Raw genomic sequence first — 16,212 nt, forward strand, 5'->3', positions numbered from 1 at the left:
TACTGGCTGTAGAAGCCAAAAAGTTCCTACAAGAAATCCTACTTTACTGCTTAAGTTATTTTTTTTGCACAGAAGCCATAGAGGAATTGTCGTAAAACAAAGAGATAAAGATTGTGAAAGAAATAAAATATTTATATCAGGAATTAATTTATATATCACTGAAATTATGTATAGTGTCCAGGCACCATGATCTGCAAACATATGTAATCCAGTCATGGTTGAATATGAAGGTAAATTTTTACTAGTGAGCCATATCCATTGATCAAATAACCCTAAATCATAAGCGTTACTCTGCAACAAATAATGTCTTAAAACTGCTAGTAAAAAAAATGCAAGAGAAGAGAAAGTAGTAATTAAAAAAAGTTTCTTAAAATAAATATCACTTCTAAAATTATTTAACTTATCCATGAAAACTACTTACTTTTTATTAAGAACTTTTTTCTCCTCAACAATATAGAGGGGTCTATTTTTTGTCTCGAAAAATATATTTCCAATATATTCTCCCAATAATCCGATAAAAATTAACTGAATACCAGAGGAGAGTAATATTGTCATACAAATTGCTGCCCACCCTGCTACCCAGTTTTGCGTCAATAATCTTATGTATAAGACATAGACTATGCCAAAAAATGATAATGACGAGAAAAAGAAACCCATAAAAGTAGCAAGCCTTAGCGGTCTCCTTGAAAAATTAGTTAAACCCTCAATCGCAAAAGAAATCATTTTCCTTAGAGAATATTTTGTAACCCCAGCGAAGCGAGGATCTCTCTCATATAAAACACTTATTTGATTAAAACCGACCCATGCGATCAAACCTCTCATAAATCGACCTTTCTCTGAAAATTTTTGTAATTCATCAATAACAGTTCTGTCAATTAATCTGAAATCACCAGTATCAACAGGTATTTTTATTCCTGAAAAAAAATTCAATAACCTATAAAAAATGAATGCAGTAAATTTCTTAAAAATGTTTTCTTGTCTTCTAATAGTTCTTTGACCATATACCACCTTATATCCTTTTTCCCACTTTTCAATCATTCTTTCAGCTATTTCAGGAGGGTCTTGTAAGTCCGCATCTATGATGACAGAAGCAGATCCTGTACAATTGTCTAATCCAGCTTGAACAGCCTGCTGATGCCCAAAATTTCTTGAAAAACTTAATAAAATTATTTTCAAAGGATAATTTTTAATTCCAAGAATAGTCTTCTTAGTACTGTCAGTACTTCCATCATTAATTAAAATTAACTCCCAATTATATTTATTTATTTTTTTTGAAACTTTACTGATTCTTTTTAATGTTTCTAGAATTACTTTCTCTTCATTAAAGCAAGGAACAACCCATGATATCGTTTTCTTATCCATAAATATCTTTCACTAATATTTATCATGATTAATTTTTATTTTATCACTATGATTTAAAAGGAATTTGAATTAAAAGTAAATCAGCTTAAAAGAATACAAAGGTAATTAATATAAAAAACTTTTCAATGTAGAAACTTTTTTAAAATTAACTCTCCAATATACAACACAACAAAAACCTATAAACCAAGCTAAACCCCATTAAAAAAAAAGAGGGTCTTATCCCTCTATGTTAGATCGACTGTCAATCTTATTTAAAATAGCGGTGCAAGTAGTAAGCGTTTTATTTTTTAGAGGTCATTTTGAAGGTTAAGTACGCAAAGCCACCTAGTAATAACAAACTAACAACCCCATAAGCTATTGCTATGCCGTACATATTCTGACTATTGTTTACTTGCTAATCCCAAAGAGACAGATCTGAATCTCCTGTTGATCTTTGCATCCAATGAATTTTCCAAATCCCATTAATCTTTTTGAAGATAGAAGTTACGGTTGGCAAATCATCATTAGGAGTTCCTTTGTAGGAGAATTTTGCCCCAAGAGTAAAAACACACATTGCTACATCGGCAGAAAGAAATTCAAACTTATGAATTTTTGTAATTTCTGCTTTTTCCTGAACAACATCACCAGAACTCATCATTTCCTCGAATCCCTTTGCACTTATTGGATTCCCGCTAGGTCTGATAAGTAAAAAATCTGCAGTGGCATTATTTACAAAAAATGAGCCCATTTTCTGCGGTGTTGCCAACTCATACAACATCGATTCAATTGTTTCTCTATCTGTCATAAAAAAAACTTATTGCCCCTTATTTTAGATCAACTGTCAATTCTTTTTTTAGTTTAAAAATTGCAAGATGGCACTTGGGTGTAATAGGGGGAGCTAAGTGACGATCTCATACTATTTCTGGCGATCGCAAGGCATGATTTTGAGACTCAAATACGTTCCAAAAACAAAGAAAACATTAGTTATAATCAATATGCTTATCTTTTTCTCAATTTTACATACAAGTGCATTGGGAGCACTTGGTCGCAGGTTGGAATCCTATCGCCCAGACTCTAATAATCCAAGTCATAGAATTGTTTCCCAAACTGTCTTTTTTATAGTTACATTTAAGAATAATGAGGCTGAGCGAGTTTCGAAAGAGATTCCGCCATACTTTGCATAACTTTGCCGAATGATATCGCTCAAAATGGATATGAAATTCACAAAATAATCACAATAATTCGTATGATTGAAAAAACATTAATCATAATGAAATCTATTCTTGCAGATAAAAGAACAAAAGCAATATTAGGAATTGGTTTAATAGCTATTGGTATTGGCGCAATTTCAAAAAAGTTTATACGCTATCCAACTGGAGGATGTATGAAAGGTACTCAAGAATTGACTTTAAATAAAGAGATAAAAAACAAGATCTTTATTTAACGAGTAAGTGTTTCACTTACTCAATAATAATTGATCCGCCCGTTCCAAAAGGTGCATGAGGAGAGCAAACATAATAGTATTTGCCTTTAGATACGCCCTTTGTATTCCATGATAATGTTCCATTTTGAATCCCTGGAGTACCAGAAAGTATTCCTGTGGTTATCTGATCACCACTCCCACGAGAAAATTCAGTCTTTATATAAAAAGGATGACGAGATGCATCAATATCAAAGATGATTATATCTCCTTTATTAACAGTGACTGTAGGATCATTTCCACTTAAAGGTCCGTTCCTATCAGTTCCACTCAAGATATAGTCACGATAACCCTCTGCTGATACGTCTATTTTAAATGTTTCTGAATCTGCAAAAGCTGATCCTGAGAACCCTATGAGCAAAGGTAGTAAAAAAATAGAACGCATAATTTTCATACTATGTATATGTAAATAGTAAGAAAAAAAAGGAGCTAATTGCTCCTTATTTTAGATCGACTGTCAATCGTGTTTAATATAGCAGTGCAAGTAGTAAGCTTCCCATCTTCTTCTGTTTTTTATATTTAAAAATAAGTTTGTTCAATTCGAAATAACTAATAACAGCAAAAAAGGTATAAATGGACATACAAAAGAGGGTAGTCATAACCTCTAATGTAGATCGATTGTCAATCGAATTATTTTGTTTTAAGTTCAGGTTCGTACACAGCACCATTGCAAACTGCTACCGCAATACTTTCTTTTGATGCTTTATCCCAACTTTTTAGTTCCATCTCATATTTATCAATCCAATGAAAAGTTTTTTTAAAGCATTGATTCCAATAAAATGCTTTTTTTGAAATAGGAATCAAGGAAATAAAAATGAGTACTATTGCAGTTGTAGATGTAATTACACAATATTTGATGATTTTTGGGCCTTTATTAGGAGACATGAAAAAGAGCATTTTATCCCTCTCATTTTAGATCAACTGTCAATCATTTTTCTCTTGTATCTTCTTTAGTCTTTCGTATTCAACATGTAGAACACCCAAACGCCAAGCATCTTTTAATCCTTTCACACCTCCCATTAATAGCTTTGCATCTGCAGGGGAATGTGACTTAATATTCAAGAAATCTTTTTGCCAAGATTTGTCATACCATTTATTAGTCATTCAATTTATTCCTTTAGTAATGCCAAAGTAACCAAAATAATCCACAGCCATAAATAATCCCTATCGTTAGAATTATTGCCAAAGAAAATTTTTTCATTTAATTAAAAATCTACCCATATCATTCATGAAAAACCAAATTGCTATTGAGAGATTTAATACTACTGTGATAGAAATGGATATTATTAAAAACTTTTTACCAACTCCTGATTGATTTGAAGCTTTACCAGCAACTGAAATCGACTCAAGTTTCATATCAAAAAGGGGTTAACTGAAGATTATTCTAAATCAACTGTCAATCATTATTAACCAGAATTCACTGATCTAGTGCTTAGATAGTGATCAGCTACCTTTATCAAATTCAAAACTATAAGATAACGAAAAGGAGATACAAAGGGTAGAAGTTGAATATTTTAGTCATTATCAAACCGCTACCCGAAATTGCAATTTCGTTACAATCAAAAATAAATTTTCTCTACTACTGTTGTCGTGTATTAACTGAAGTCAGTTATTAAAAAAGGGGACCCTCTAAACTTGTTTTGGAGCATAATCACAAATACCGAATTGCATACATTCCATTTGATCATCAGATAGCTTTTTTTCAACTGAGAACATATCAAGCCAATTATCAACTGCTTTTTGAAGTTTATGTTTAATAGGATTTCTGCAAGTCATAATTAACCTCCTTTGATCTGGTATTTATCTAGTATCAGTCAAATATAAAAATCAAGAGTGCAAATACCTAAAAAATAAGAGGGCATTTATTCTGCCCTCTTCGAGTCTTAGGTACCTCGCTATCCACAAAGTCGATGAAGTACTTTTGGCTACTGTACTATTTTTAATTCAAATGAATTCGAAAAGATATTCTTGACAACCACAAAGCACTTTTACTCGGGTAATAATACTCTATGAATTTCAAGTCAAAAGGAGGAAAATATAGATATAGATCTAGGAGGTCTTATGAAACTATTCAATCAATTTAACATTCTTCCAAGATACATAACGGCGTTTAATTATTCAGGATTAAACCTTAACGAAACTCCAAAAGAACTTGAGAAATGTAATCCTGATTTTCAAAACTTTTGGGAGAAAGAGTGTAGAGAACATCCAACAAATCAAAATTGTTTAATTTACTGTAACTGAGTTATTAATTTTTATTCTTTAATTAAATAAGGAGGTTTTATGAAATTAACTACACCATTCACAATCCTCAATCAAAATTTCCGAGAAACGGATTTGATTAAGGAAGCAATGAATAACAGAAGATTAGCAACTGAAAGATTGCATTTAGATTATAGAAAAATGTATAAAAACCACCAATTTCCTTATTAGTAATTAATGGGATTTTTAAATGATCTTTGGAATAATCAACCAAATATACTTATTGGAGTAGCTTTAGCGACATTTGTATTGTTAGGGATTTATACAAAATTACTCGATATTTATCAATGAAAATTAACTCGCAAGGATGGGGCTTAATTTTTAGTATTGGTTCAATTATTTGTTTGTTAATTATTTAATGGAGAAATTAGAAAAATTTACTCTTATCAATAAAGATAGGTCAAGAATAAAAGTATTTGAACCATTTGAGGATGTATCAAAGCCTTGTCCAGGTATTGATGCAATACTGATTAGCTATGGATGCGTTTATAAAAAATTAAGCAAACCAGTAATGAAAGGTAGCAGGGTAGAAACTATTGAAGCTGCAAGAAAAGAATATGCAGAATTATTGAAAGAAGGTTGGAAGAAGACCAGTATTTTTAGAAGTTATTTTTAATCTTTAGACTATTGCATTTGCATAATTTCCCACCTCTGTTAATTTTAATGGGCTTCAATAAGTTCAAATGCAAGATCAAAGAATTGAAAAGATAGCAGCTGTTGCGGTAAACATGACTAAGGTGCTGGTAATAATTTTTCTAGGCTTTGTAGAAGTATTTAAAATTGGTAAATTACTTAGAGAGAAGTTAGATGCTGAATTTGAGGTTTCCCGAAAATGGGCTTCACAAGCTTATTCAATCCTAAAAAAACGACAAGCGGAACGAAAAGCAGCGGGAGTTTAAATTTTTTATCTCACAAAATAAATAATCCCACCAACAAAGGTACTACCTACAAGTAGCAAAACCATAAGAATTGCAATTAGTTTTGGTAAACTACCAATCATTTTTAAAAACCAATATTGTATTTAGGATTCGTAATAAAAATAATTAGATTTAAAACAAAGTTTACAGGTAAATTTATAGGCTTCAAAAGTAGTAAAGCCATGCCCTTAGAAACGTTAAAACCTTTATTCAAGAAAGTCATCAAAACCTATGTGAAAGTTTTATTACTATTCAAGCCAAGATAACACTTCTATGATTAACAACCAAATTAGATATTGGTTATTTTAGTAAAAACCATCCTGATAGTTTGCTTTCAAGATTTCTTAATTCATGCATTATTAACAAATTTCTATTTTTAAAATTCTCTAGCGCAATATTAAATAAAAATCTGTGCTCAATAATTGTGGATAAATTGCCGGCAAAATATGCTTAGTTGAAAGGTGATGTGTTATTGGTAGGAGCTATTAGCAAGATTTCAAAAATTATCCCAGTAAGGGCAATAGGTAAAACCCAAATACCAATAAATCTATGATCAAAAAATCTCAAATGATCGTTACCCTTGAAAACACTTCTCAAAGCAGTAAATAGTGTCTCTGGTTGCTTATATGTTGGACCATTTTTAGAGGGAGAATATGGTTTAACAAAAGCTGATGATGATGAAAACTTTACTAACTTTTTAATGAAAAAAATTGGCAACACCCATATAGCAACAAATCTACCACCTAACCATTGCCTCGCATTAGGAAGGGCATACTCTTTTATAGATTTATTCTCTGGCATTCCAGACTCTAAATCTCTATAAATATTTTCTAAAGAATCTTTATTATTTAATTCATTAATCATTAAATTAGCTTGTTAATTTAAATGATTCTAATATAGTAAATTCTCTAAAAGTTAAATATTTAATAAAAATATTCCTAACTACTAAAATAACTAAAACGTAGTTAGAAATATTTTCGTTGGCTAGGTTCATAAAGACGGAATCTATACCGTTGCAGATTCGCCAAATATCTACATATTCTTTATAAATAAAAAAATCTTTTTTAAAAAGTAAATAATATACAAGTGGATAGATATTTTTTTAATTAAAAAAGTTTATTTTTTAATCCCAAATTTATATTATTTCTTATTTAAAATATTTAAACCTCATTTTCTAAGATTGCGAAAAAGAAAATGAGGTTAAAGGGAGGTTCTCATTACAAACCGTACTTATCAAAGCTAGCGGTTAGTAGATTGCCCTAATATCTACTCCTATATTTATATAATGAATTTCTTAATTTAGAAAGATTAATTTTATACAAATAAGTGTTTAATATTTTATTTAATTATTATTTAGTAAAGGCTAATTAATGCACTTGCTATGCTTATTGAAAGATGGAAAAAAGCGAAAAGAGAAACTGCAAAAAATAAACACTGTTCTATTGGAATCATGGCATTTAAATAAATAAAAATTGATGAAATTAAATTAATTTTTTGTTAAAAAGATATTTTCCAGAATATAACTTTCTTCAATTGATTCATTTTTTTGAGTCATTTTTTTTGACAAATTATTTGTTGTATTAAAAGCACCCCATTTTCTAAGCCAATATAAGGTATAGAAAAAAGCAATAATAAAAGGAGCACCTACAACTAAGTATCTTATATCCATCAAAATACCAAATTAATAAGATTTAAACTGCATGGCCAAAATAGCACCTAAAAAGAAAACAGTAGGAATGCCTAAAGCGTTTACAGCTGCTGTTCTGACAGTAAAAACAGGATAACCTTCTGGAGGTCTGCCAGTAGCAGGAACTAGGGCAGTATCATCCCATACCTGATAGTTTTTAAAAGGAGCTACTCCCTTTTTTGGTAGTCCTAGTGGTGTCAATCTAAATACATCCCATCTACCTAACCAAAAAACTGTAAATATCCATGAAAATACTATTGGTGTAATGACAAGTACGACTCTAAAATCCATTTCTGTAAAAACAATAATTAATTTGGTAATTATTCTGCCCTTTTTAAATTAATAATTGATTAGATAATTAACTTATATTTATAGAAAAACACTTAATAACATTATTTTTAATCATTAATCACAAATAATTATGATTAATTGATTATTTTTTTGTATATTTTTTTAAATAAAAATATTTGAATATTTACTTTGATGTAGATTAATTTTAATTAAAAACTAAAAAAATATGGAAACTTTTAGATTTTTACTTTTTGGAATCGCAGGAGTAAGTGTAGTATTTTGGGCGGCAGTCATAGCATTGTGGCATACTTATATGTTCCCAAAATTCTTTAATGAAGATAAAGTTTTAAATTCAGTTATCAATCAAGAGGTCAATGTCTCAACTGAACCCATTTTAGGTAGCTTAGTTAATAGTGAAAATTTTAAAAGTAGAGATAAATATTCAATGAAAAATTTAGTTGTAGCCGATTTTTCATCAAGGAATGATTTCAAATTAAATAAACTTTATACAACTGTAATGATTGGAGTTACTTTCGCAAGTTTTATTTTTCTCACTTATGGATTAAGCAGTTCAATAACAACAGTAAGTTAATATGGAATCTATATATGTAATTGTTTTTATTACTTGTTTCGTTTATTTAATTTTTGACTCATTCAAAAATATAAATATTAAATAGTTTGCTATTGTTTTTTTCCAGCTAATAAAATTTTTCTTCTTATATAAAAGAATAATAATGTAGTTATTATCATTACAGGTGGATGAAATGATATTGAATTTAAATATTCGAAGTAATCAAATGATTCCAAAATTTTTGCTCATAATTTTCTTAAACTATATTTCATCTCTCAAATTTTTATTGATTTAAATAGATCAATATCTTGTATAAAATGCTAGTTAAATTTTTCTTAACTAATATTTTCGCACAAATTACCGACAAATCATTTATTTAAATAAATAAATCCAACATAGATTTTTAGAAATACATGGAGGTTTAGATTGAAATACTTTGTTCTACTTTTTGCCTTTGAATTACTAAAAGAGATTTGGCTAAAAAAACAAAACATTTATTCCTTAGTATTTGAAATATTTTTTTAGATATTTATTCTTTACTTGTTAATTATTTGATCAAGGTATTTGGCGTACAAAACATTATTCATTCGTTGGCTCATAGGAAGATAAGTTAGCAACATTAGAATTTCTTTCTCATCATTTTTAGAAATTACATATTGAGAATTTTGTTTCTTAATCCATAACTTACATTCACTAAATGAGGGGTAATTTGGCTCGGTATCAATAATCCAATCAGCGAGTCGATTAAATAATTCTTTTTTAACTTCTTTATTCAAATCAAAAAAATAATTAATATAGTTCCAATACTAAAAATCAAGCTCCAACCCTGCGAGTTGATAGTCATTTAATTTACTTCTTTAGTAATGCAAAAGTAGCCAAAACAATCCGCATTCGCAAATAATCCCTTCCAATACTATTGCCGACATTAGTTTAGTAAGAGTTTCATTAACAATACAAAGCTACTGTTTGATCTAAATCTGCACAAGGTTCAATAGTAAATTCCAATAACTCTTTCCAAGGTCTCCATTGTTTCCAAATGATTTCTAGAGAATTAGCATCTACAACAGAGTAACCATTGCCATGTTGAGGTAAGAAAATCCAAGATTTAACTTCATAACCTTCTGGTCTATTTTGTGGCCCTCCTTTGTCGTACCATTCCTTTAGCATTTTTGCTCCCTTTTCTTGGGCATTTGCATCATTGAATTTATAAGAAATTAGAAACAACATAAATAAAAAAAAGGAGCTAATTGCTCCTCATTTTAGATCGACTGTCAATAATAGAAGCATTATTTTGACTAAAAATTGCAATAAAAAAGTTTTTCATAGGGTTTGACGATTTTTAATCATATAAATTTTCGATCAAAAAAATAAATAATCTTATTCTTCATCAAGATATCCTAAAGTATAAATAATAAATATTTTATTTATGAGGAAATTATTTGCTGCATTCACCGTTTTCTTAAGTACGTTATTCATTTCTTCAAATTTAAATGCATCATCATTTAACTTGAAAAACGAAACTAATTATCTTACTAGTAATCTTTTAATTTCTTATGGCGGCGGCGGCGGCGGTGGTGGTGGCGGAGGGAAGAATTCCGCAAAAGGCAGAGCGAAAGAAAAAGCAAAACTTTTATTTAAGAAAAGACAAGCAGCAAAAAAAGTTTCTGAAGGTTTACCTTTAACAGAAGAAGAAAAAAAGATCCTTTATTTTGATGAAATTGGAGATTAAAAAAATTTAAAGGTCATAAATAGAGGGTTTTATCCCTCTATATTAGATCAGCTTTTAATATTACCTAATTAAAGTCTGCTGTAGCCTAATTTTGACTGAAAAACTTTAAAGGAAACACCTGTTCCTTTCATTACTTCGAGACATTTATCCCCAACTGTTCCATATACTTCAACAGTAAAATCATCAGCAAGTTTTGGATGCTCTTTTAAATATTCACCTATTGCTGGATTGGCCAAGTGAGCGATAAAAGCATCATCATTTTTATAAGCCTCAGACCACACAAAGTTCAGAGGATTTTCTGGATCCTGATCAAAAGTATGATGTAACATTCCTGGCTCAACAGCCTTAACGGCTTTATCTGTTTTATCTGCAAGTTCTAAATACTCAGAAACTTTATTTTCTTTTACTGTGATTTTTGCTAAAAGAATAAAAGGGGTATCTGCTCCGAAATTTGTCATGAATAAAAATAGTTTTAATTATATTATTAATTTTTTAATAAAAAAGAGGGTTTTATCCCTCTATGTTAGATCTACTGTCAATTATTAAAAATACCTCCTACGAGGTCTTCTAAAAAAATTGTCATTTTTAATGAAATTTGCTTTTATGAGTGAAGAGTTATTTTTATTATGCAAATCTCATTTTTTGCAAAAGTAGTTTTTTTTAAATCTTTATTGTATTTCTGATTTATCAATCAAAAATAATATTTTGAGAAAAGTAATGAATAGAGCTAACAGAGCTAAAATTTTTAAACTTCCCAATTAATGGAATTTTTAACTAATTTCTGGAATAATCAACCCAATACAGTTATTGGAATAGGTGTGGCAATATTTGTGTTATTAGGGATTTATATATCTTTACTCCAGACATACCAATAAGTTAGTTAATTATCTTTTTAATTTTTTCTAGATTCCATTTATCAAATATTAATTTCATTTCTCTTTCGTAGTATCTTACTTTCTTAGCAAAAGGAAGTTGTTGAATAATTATCCCAAAGGGAAATTTAAAGAAAGAAGAGACATAAACAATATAAAACTCGACAAATGAAGGCTTTGGTGGGAGAGGTAAATTTTTTATATATGCCCAATCAATGCAGGGTTTTAGTTGCTTATCACTAGCGATAATATTTTTTTTACATCTCCACCAAGAGAATAGATAAATGCAAATAAAAATCGGTAACGGAAGAAGTCGCAACATTAATTAAAAAGTTATTTCTTCAAGAGTTATTTATTCAGGATAAACAAACATCATACCTATCCCTGATATTTCTTTATCTTTTTTAAGAGAAAATTTTTTATTAGAATTCACGTAACCTGCATAATCTCGGGCATCTGAAATTTTTTTATGTAATTCATCAGATATTCCAGCATGAACTGAAGTAGATAAAGTAAGTGCAGATATTGGTGGGAATAGCGGTCTTTTCATTTGTTAATCACAACAATCGTCCTTTGTTAATGAAGCGGTCCAAGAGGTTTCCTCCATTGTTGACAAGTCAACTCTATGAGTTGCCATCCAGTCACCATTGGCTTCCACAAACTTTTGAACATTGCCTTCTGGAGCTTGATGAATAACAATTATTTTTTGAGGATCTTCCTTGCTTACTCCTCTGAAAAGTGGCTTAATATCAAATTCTGAATGCCTTTTATCTGCTTCCGCACTATCAAATATTGCAGCCCATTCATCGAAAGTGCTTTCAATTTTAAAAGTAAACACGGAGGTAACTGAACAAGACATAAAAAAGGAGCTAATTGCCTCTAATTGTAGATCGACTGTCAATCAGATGAATATTATTTAAGATGCCCAATCGCAAGGTTTAGAGTATTTTTTATAAATTTCAGCATGACCCTCTTGAACTAGCAGTTGTTGAAGATTCTCTCCATTAAGACTTAATTCACCTACGGTCCTTCCATACTTATCCTCAGTCACCCTACGAATTGATACTTTCTCGCCCTTAATCATTTCATTTAAGAAATTTTTTGCCGCTATTGCCTCATTTGGCTTTGCTCTTTTCCCTTTTATTTCGGGAGTATCGATACAAGCTAATCTTATTTTTTCGCCTTCACTTGAAGTACAGGTATCTCCGTCATAACAATCTTTGATTATAATTTCTCCATTCTCCGGTCTATTTGATTTTCTACCAAGAGCTTCGCAGGCTTCCCCATCATTATCTCTATCAAGATAAGCGTGTCCTGCTTGGAGAAACTTTTGAGCTTCTGACCAATCACCAATGTCTCCACATCTTTGTTTCTCTCTTTCTGATAAGGGGACTTTCTTACATTCTGGAAAGTCAGAAGCTTCAGACCCTTCATAAATACATGATATTTCACCACTAGTGAAGTTATAGAAAAAAGAGGGTTGTTTTTTTAAATCTTCAGGAATTATTGATACAAGTGAAAAATTCTCATTACCAATACAGTTATTGCTTTCCTCATTATCAAATTCATAACCAATTAACTTTGAAGGGGTGAATGTTAACTCTCTTCCCAGAGAATTATTACTTTCGCACTCGATTTTTATATTTAAGATTGAATTTGCAGCTATTACTTTCTCTGCTTTTTGGATAACTTCAAGAAATCTAGGTAAAGCAATAATTCCAAGGATTGAACATACTCCAATAACAGTTATCAACTCAATTGAGCTAAAACCTACGTTTGATTTAGTTAATTTTTTAAATAAATACAACAAAAAAGGAATTTTTCTTATTAGTTTAAATCTGCTTTCAATTAAATTAATCATATTGTTAAAACTAGTAAGAGTTTTTCTATAATTTCGCGGCTTAACCCCAAAGACTAGTCAAATGTTTTTGAAGAGTTTTCTAGTAATAAATTTAGTTCTAAAAGTTCTTTTTTAGTAAATTCACGATATTTTCCTATTGGTACGTCTAATTTAATATTCATAATTCTTACACGCTTTAATGAAAGTACTCTGTAGCCTAATGACTGACACATTCTCCTAATCTGACGATTAAGTCCTTGCGTGAGTATGATCTTGAATTTTTTTGGTCCCAACTTTTCTACAAAACAATTCCTAGTTATGGTGTCTAATATTTCAACTCCATTACTCATCCTTTTAATAAACTCTCTACTAATCAAACGATTAACACTTACAATATATTCTTTTTCATGATTATTTCTTGCTCTTAGTATTTTATTCACGATATTTCCATCATTAGTTAAAAAAATTAAACCCTCGCTGGGCTTATCCAATCTTCCAATAGGAAAAATTCTTTTAGGATATTTAATGAAATCTATAACATTATTGGGTTCTACTCTTGTATCAGTTGTGCAAACAATTCCAACAGGTTTATTAAAGGCTAAGTATATATTTTTTTGTTTTGATAATTTTTCTATTCTTTGACCTTTGACTTCTACTTGGTCATCTTCATCTACCTTGGCTCCAATCTTTGATATTTCCCCATTAATAGTAACTTTTCCTTCTTTAACTAATCTATCTGCAACTCTTCTAGAACAATAACCAACTTCGCTTAAATATTTATTTATCCTGGTAGCCATATTGGGTATTTCTTTTTATCTCCCTAAATTATTTAATTAATTACTTCTTATTTTAGATCAGCTGTCAAACTAAGTGAATATTAAAGACATTAGATTTAGATTAATATTAACCAGGGATTTTTGGAGAGCGCACCTAACTCTCTTTTTTTTTCCAAACTTCTTCAATTTTAGTCCATCCTTGGGAAAGTAATCTTTCATAAATTTCTCTTGCCAAATCTATATCTACTGAAACTGTATTTGTCATTACAGGTGGTTCTTTTCCGGATATGTCCAATATTTTTCCAGTATCCACAAACATATACTCGAAGACACCACTTATACTCTTATCGTTTCTCATAAATCTCTTCACTTCTGTTCTGTTTGAATTAATCAACCAGTAAGATTTAGACATTAATTAGGGGATAGAGTTAGTATGCATTCAATTTAAAACAAACTCATTTGATTAGTTTCTTTTTTGTTAATATTTTCTACTAACCATCCATCAGGTGACCAACCCATCATAATTGGAAGTAAACCATTTAATTCAACAGTATCTTTAACCTGCTCAGTCCATTGCTCCTCTAAACCATTGGGAACAACAACAGGCATGCGATGATGAAAAGGTTTAATTAATTCATTTGGTTCAGTTGTTAAGATACAGCAACTCTCTAACTCAGCGCCATCTGGAGAGGTCCACTTGCTCCAGATTCCTCCTAACCAAAACGTTTCATAATTCTCTTTTCGAATACGATATTTTTTTTCAAAAAACCCACTTGCTGGTATTAAACACCTTTTATATTTCCAACTTCCACTAAATAATCTTTTTTCTTCTATGCTTTCTGATCTTGCATTAAATGGTCTTGGCCTTTTTTTGTCAAATGGGTCGTAAGTCCAAGGTGAAATAAACCCCCATGACATGAAAGTAGTCTTAATTCTTCCTTCGTTTTTGACTACAAGTACAGGATCAGTTGGTCTTATTAAATTTTGAATATCATATCTAGTTTGAAGTCCCTTTGGATAATCTTGTTTCAGAATCTTTGGTAAATCATCAAACTTGGTTTTCAGCTCAAATCTTCCACACATTTATTTTTTAAAATCTTTTTAAAAACTCTTTAAAAATCGAGCTAATTATTCCTATTTTAGATTGATTGTCAATATTCAATAATTAAAAAATATAAATCCTTTTTGATGGTCATAAAAGGGTCTTCATTTAATAGTTAAGAGAACATGTAGATATTGAAAAGTTTTCTCAAATTTTATTTCAATCTTACACAATTAATCTATGACAGATCCTATCTTTTATTTATCAATGTTCCTTGGGCTGGGAGGAGTATATGTTTTAATATCTTCTTTCAATGATGATGATGATGATAGCGATGATGATGGAGAAAGAGATATTTATAATTTTGAATTAGCAAGCTTAGCCAAGTAATTTACGAGATAGCAAAACTATAACAGGAATTAGTAAGACAAGTATTCTTCTCATTTTCAACTATTTTCAACTATTTTCTACTATTTTCTACTATTTTTAAAAATAAGTTTGTGTAGTTTGCAAAAACTAATAAAAGCAAGAGAAATGTATTAATTGTCATTTTAAGAGGAGAGTGTTGCACCCTCTAATGTAGATCGACAATCAATTAAAAGTAGCTCGATATAACAGTTGAATCATAAATATGACCAGCTCCCTCAATTAATGGTTTAACTGCTGGATCTTCAAACATAGCAATTGATTTACCTTCCTCACCCTGCTCAATAAGAATTACACTAGTTGGATCATCTTTCTTTACACCTTTGTATAAGCAAATAATTCCACGTTCTTTATTCATTTGTATATTTTCTTCACTGTCATAAACCGCAGCCCATTCTTCAAAAGGGACACTAATTTTGAAAGTAAAAACAGTAGTTTCAATTGACATAAAAAAACACTAATTAATTTTAATTTTATATCTCCTCACCAATATTTCTACTTAAATTATTATCAAAAGAAGGTACTTGGTCGTAAGGGTGATTTTAAAGAGGATTTATCATCCAGAAATAACAATAATAATTTTCGGAGATATTCAATAAAGAACATCAAACCCTCTACTATAATTTCCTTTTGATTAATTACTTTTTAGTGTTTTGGTAACAATCGCTAGATTTTATGTCTCAAATTATGTTAACTTCTTAAAAATTTAAAAATAAGTGAAATTACCTAAAGCCCTCTCTCTTATTCCCTTAGCTTTTGGTTCTATTCTGTCTGTTTCTGCCCAAGAATATAAATTTGATAATATCAAATTTGATCAGGTTGAAGACTCTCAGAATACATATCAACCAAAAGATAAATTAGATGAATACATAATTAAAGGAGCAACTTACTCTACAAAATTTGTTCCTTTAATGAACGATGGCTCTGACGGAAGTGATTACACAAACATGATGAGCAAAGATGCCAAGAGATTATTAG

Annotated in this window: 31 protein-coding genes and 1 pseudogene; 10 read left to right on the forward strand and 22 right to left on the reverse strand. The window is 30.0% G+C overall.

The genetic code is table 11. The annotated features are described in order from the left end of the window. The 3 genes from EU95_RS0108975 to EU95_RS03625 all read right to left on the reverse strand — a co-directional run. The coding region (locus tag EU95_RS0108975) for a DUF2079 domain-containing protein (RefSeq protein ID WP_032522351.1) at positions 1-408 on the reverse strand (408 nt) is incomplete at its 3' end. A gap of 9 nt (positions 409-417) precedes the next feature. Next, positions 418-1,362: a glycosyltransferase family 2 protein gene (locus EU95_RS03630; protein ID WP_032522352.1), complete on the reverse strand. Its 945-nt coding sequence runs from the start codon at positions 1,360-1,362 to the stop codon at positions 418-420. 394 nt (positions 1,363-1,756) lie between these two features. Next, entirely contained in the window at positions 1,757-2,146 is a 390-nt protein-coding gene (locus tag EU95_RS03625) for a DUF3804 family protein (protein ID WP_032522353.1), read from the reverse strand. 190 nt (positions 2,147-2,336) lie between these two features. On the opposite strand from EU95_RS03625, the gene EU95_RS10100 reads away from it, so the two are divergent. Both EU95_RS10100 and EU95_RS0108985 read left to right on the forward strand, forming a co-directional pair. After that, on the forward strand, positions 2,337-2,525 hold the full coding sequence (locus EU95_RS10100) for a hypothetical protein (protein ID WP_032522354.1): 189 nt from the start codon (positions 2,337-2,339) through the stop codon (positions 2,523-2,525). A 62-nt stretch (positions 2,526-2,587) separates the two neighbouring features. Continuing rightward, positions 2,588-2,785, forward strand: a complete 198-nt coding sequence (locus tag EU95_RS0108985) for a hypothetical protein (protein WP_206537478.1) — start codon at positions 2,588-2,590, stop codon at positions 2,783-2,785. Between the two features lie 16 nt (positions 2,786-2,801). Here the strand turns inward: EU95_RS0108985 and EU95_RS03620 are convergent, their stop codons facing one another. From EU95_RS03620 to EU95_RS09970, 5 genes are all read right to left on the reverse strand, one after another. After that, positions 2,802-3,215 carry a hypothetical protein gene (locus EU95_RS03620; RefSeq protein WP_158462208.1) on the reverse strand — a complete coding sequence of 138 codons (414 nt, stop codon included), beginning with the start codon at positions 3,213-3,215 and terminating at the stop codon, positions 2,802-2,804. 236 nt (positions 3,216-3,451) lie between these two features. Further along, positions 3,452-3,706 (reverse strand): hypothetical protein, encoded by a 255-nt coding sequence (locus EU95_RS03615; protein ID WP_032522357.1) that lies wholly within the window; start codon positions 3,704-3,706, stop codon positions 3,452-3,454. Between the two features lie 39 nt (positions 3,707-3,745). Further along, positions 3,746-3,925: a hypothetical protein gene (locus tag EU95_RS0108990; RefSeq protein WP_032522358.1), complete on the reverse strand. Its 180-nt coding sequence runs from the start codon at positions 3,923-3,925 to the stop codon at positions 3,746-3,748. 93 nt (positions 3,926-4,018) lie between these two features. Then, the gene (locus tag EU95_RS09965; RefSeq protein WP_193742483.1) at positions 4,019-4,177 is read right to left on the reverse strand and encodes a hypothetical protein; all 159 of its coding nucleotides are present in this window, start codon (positions 4,175-4,177) and stop codon (positions 4,019-4,021) included. Positions 4,178-4,450: 273 nt separating this feature from the next. Next, positions 4,451-4,597, reverse strand: a complete 147-nt coding sequence (locus tag EU95_RS09970; RefSeq protein ID WP_193742484.1) for a hypothetical protein — start codon at positions 4,595-4,597, stop codon at positions 4,451-4,453. A gap of 285 nt (positions 4,598-4,882) precedes the next feature. Between EU95_RS09970 and EU95_RS0108995 the strand changes: the two genes are divergently transcribed. From EU95_RS0108995 to EU95_RS03605, 4 genes are all read left to right on the forward strand, one after another. Continuing rightward, positions 4,883-5,065, forward strand: coding sequence for a hypothetical protein (locus tag EU95_RS0108995; RefSeq protein WP_032522359.1), 183 nt, complete (start codon positions 4,883-4,885; stop codon positions 5,063-5,065). 39 nt (positions 5,066-5,104) lie between these two features. Further along, positions 5,105-5,254: a hypothetical protein gene (locus tag EU95_RS10105; protein ID WP_206537477.1), complete on the forward strand. Its 150-nt coding sequence runs from the start codon at positions 5,105-5,107 to the stop codon at positions 5,252-5,254. Between the two features lie 187 nt (positions 5,255-5,441). After that, on the forward strand, positions 5,442-5,699 hold the full coding sequence (locus tag EU95_RS03610; RefSeq protein ID WP_032522360.1) for a DUF1651 domain-containing protein: 258 nt from the start codon (positions 5,442-5,444) through the stop codon (positions 5,697-5,699). A gap of 67 nt (positions 5,700-5,766) precedes the next feature. Further along, on the forward strand, positions 5,767-5,982 hold the full coding sequence (locus EU95_RS03605) for a hypothetical protein (RefSeq protein WP_032522361.1): 216 nt from the start codon (positions 5,767-5,769) through the stop codon (positions 5,980-5,982). 468 nt (positions 5,983-6,450) lie between these two features. Here the strand turns inward: EU95_RS03605 and EU95_RS03600 are convergent, their stop codons facing one another. From EU95_RS03600 to psbF, 3 genes are all read right to left on the reverse strand, one after another. Then, complete coding sequence (locus EU95_RS03600; RefSeq protein ID WP_032522362.1) at positions 6,451-6,864, reverse strand: hypothetical protein; 414 nt, start codon at positions 6,862-6,864, stop codon at positions 6,451-6,453. A gap of 622 nt (positions 6,865-7,486) precedes the next feature. Further along, on the reverse strand, positions 7,487-7,669 hold the full coding sequence (locus EU95_RS03595) for a hypothetical protein (RefSeq protein ID WP_032522363.1): 183 nt from the start codon (positions 7,667-7,669) through the stop codon (positions 7,487-7,489). A 12-nt stretch (positions 7,670-7,681) separates the two neighbouring features. Beyond that, complete coding sequence (gene psbF, locus EU95_RS03590; protein WP_032522364.1) at positions 7,682-7,978, reverse strand: cytochrome b559 subunit beta, long form; 297 nt, start codon at positions 7,976-7,978, stop codon at positions 7,682-7,684. A gap of 226 nt (positions 7,979-8,204) precedes the next feature. Here psbF and EU95_RS03585 point away from each other — a divergent pair, with 226 nt between their 5' ends. Further along, a complete protein-coding gene (locus EU95_RS03585; protein ID WP_032522365.1) occupies positions 8,205-8,570 on the forward strand; it encodes a hypothetical protein in 366 nt (121 codons plus the stop codon). 515 nt (positions 8,571-9,085) lie between these two features. On the opposite strand, the gene EU95_RS03580 is transcribed toward EU95_RS03585, so the two are convergent. Together EU95_RS03580 and EU95_RS03575 are read right to left on the reverse strand one after the other, a co-directional pair. Then, the gene (locus EU95_RS03580; protein ID WP_032522366.1) at positions 9,086-9,325 is read right to left on the reverse strand and encodes a hypothetical protein; all 240 of its coding nucleotides are present in this window, start codon (positions 9,323-9,325) and stop codon (positions 9,086-9,088) included. A 169-nt stretch (positions 9,326-9,494) separates the two neighbouring features. Further along, positions 9,495-9,776, reverse strand: coding sequence for a DUF3303 domain-containing protein (locus EU95_RS03575; RefSeq protein ID WP_032522368.1), 282 nt, complete (start codon positions 9,774-9,776; stop codon positions 9,495-9,497). A gap of 199 nt (positions 9,777-9,975) precedes the next feature. Here EU95_RS03575 and EU95_RS0109000 point away from each other — a divergent pair, with 199 nt between their 5' ends. Beyond that, positions 9,976-10,278 carry a hypothetical protein gene (locus EU95_RS0109000; protein ID WP_032522369.1) on the forward strand — a complete coding sequence of 101 codons (303 nt, stop codon included), beginning with the start codon at positions 9,976-9,978 and terminating at the stop codon, positions 10,276-10,278. A gap of 68 nt (positions 10,279-10,346) precedes the next feature. On the opposite strand, the gene EU95_RS03570 is transcribed toward EU95_RS0109000, so the two are convergent. The 8 genes from EU95_RS03570 to EU95_RS03545 form a co-directional block, all read right to left on the reverse strand. Beyond that, entirely contained in the window at positions 10,347-10,736 is a 390-nt protein-coding gene (locus tag EU95_RS03570; protein WP_032522370.1) for a putative quinol monooxygenase, read from the reverse strand. A gap of 418 nt (positions 10,737-11,154) precedes the next feature. Then, positions 11,155-11,472 carry a hypothetical protein gene (locus EU95_RS03565; RefSeq protein ID WP_032522371.1) on the reverse strand — a complete coding sequence of 106 codons (318 nt, stop codon included), beginning with the start codon at positions 11,470-11,472 and terminating at the stop codon, positions 11,155-11,157. A gap of 30 nt (positions 11,473-11,502) precedes the next feature. Further along, complete coding sequence (locus EU95_RS03560) at positions 11,503-11,700, reverse strand: hypothetical protein (RefSeq protein ID WP_032522372.1); 198 nt, start codon at positions 11,698-11,700, stop codon at positions 11,503-11,505. 3 nt (positions 11,701-11,703) lie between these two features. Then, positions 11,704-12,009, reverse strand: coding sequence for a DUF3764 family protein (locus EU95_RS03555; RefSeq protein WP_032522378.1), 306 nt, complete (start codon positions 12,007-12,009; stop codon positions 11,704-11,706). 57 nt (positions 12,010-12,066) lie between these two features. Continuing rightward, positions 12,067-13,011: a thermonuclease family protein gene (locus tag EU95_RS10155; protein ID WP_241466727.1), complete on the reverse strand. Its 945-nt coding sequence runs from the start codon at positions 13,009-13,011 to the stop codon at positions 12,067-12,069. A 53-nt stretch (positions 13,012-13,064) separates the two neighbouring features. Then, positions 13,065-13,787, reverse strand: coding sequence for a pseudouridine synthase (locus EU95_RS03550; RefSeq protein WP_032522373.1), 723 nt, complete (start codon positions 13,785-13,787; stop codon positions 13,065-13,067). Between the two features lie 133 nt (positions 13,788-13,920). After that, entirely contained in the window at positions 13,921-14,178 is a 258-nt protein-coding gene (locus tag EU95_RS0109010) for a DUF1651 domain-containing protein (RefSeq protein ID WP_032522374.1), read from the reverse strand. Positions 14,179-14,210: 32 nt separating this feature from the next. After that, on the reverse strand, positions 14,211-14,849 hold the full coding sequence (locus EU95_RS03545) for an SOS response-associated peptidase (protein WP_032522375.1): 639 nt from the start codon (positions 14,847-14,849) through the stop codon (positions 14,211-14,213). Between the two features lie 199 nt (positions 14,850-15,048). Here EU95_RS03545 and EU95_RS09975 point away from each other — a divergent pair, with 199 nt between their 5' ends. Then, the gene (locus EU95_RS09975; protein WP_193742485.1) at positions 15,049-15,198 is read left to right on the forward strand and encodes a hypothetical protein; all 150 of its coding nucleotides are present in this window, start codon (positions 15,049-15,051) and stop codon (positions 15,196-15,198) included. Between the two features lie 205 nt (positions 15,199-15,403). Here EU95_RS09975 and EU95_RS03540 read toward each other — a convergent pair whose 3' ends face one another. Further along, a complete protein-coding gene (locus EU95_RS03540) occupies positions 15,404-15,682 on the reverse strand; it encodes a DUF3764 family protein (RefSeq protein ID WP_032522376.1) in 279 nt (92 codons plus the stop codon). A 268-nt stretch (positions 15,683-15,950) separates the two neighbouring features. Between EU95_RS03540 and EU95_RS0109015 the strand changes: the two are divergent. Next, positions 15,951-16,212: pseudogene (locus EU95_RS0109015) on the forward strand (inverse autotransporter beta domain-containing protein); the annotation flags it as partial.

Source organism: Prochlorococcus marinus str. MIT 9201, assembly GCF_000759955.1.
Taxonomy (GTDB): domain Bacteria; phylum Cyanobacteriota; class Cyanobacteriia; order PCC-6307; family Cyanobiaceae; genus Prochlorococcus_A; species Prochlorococcus_A marinus_G.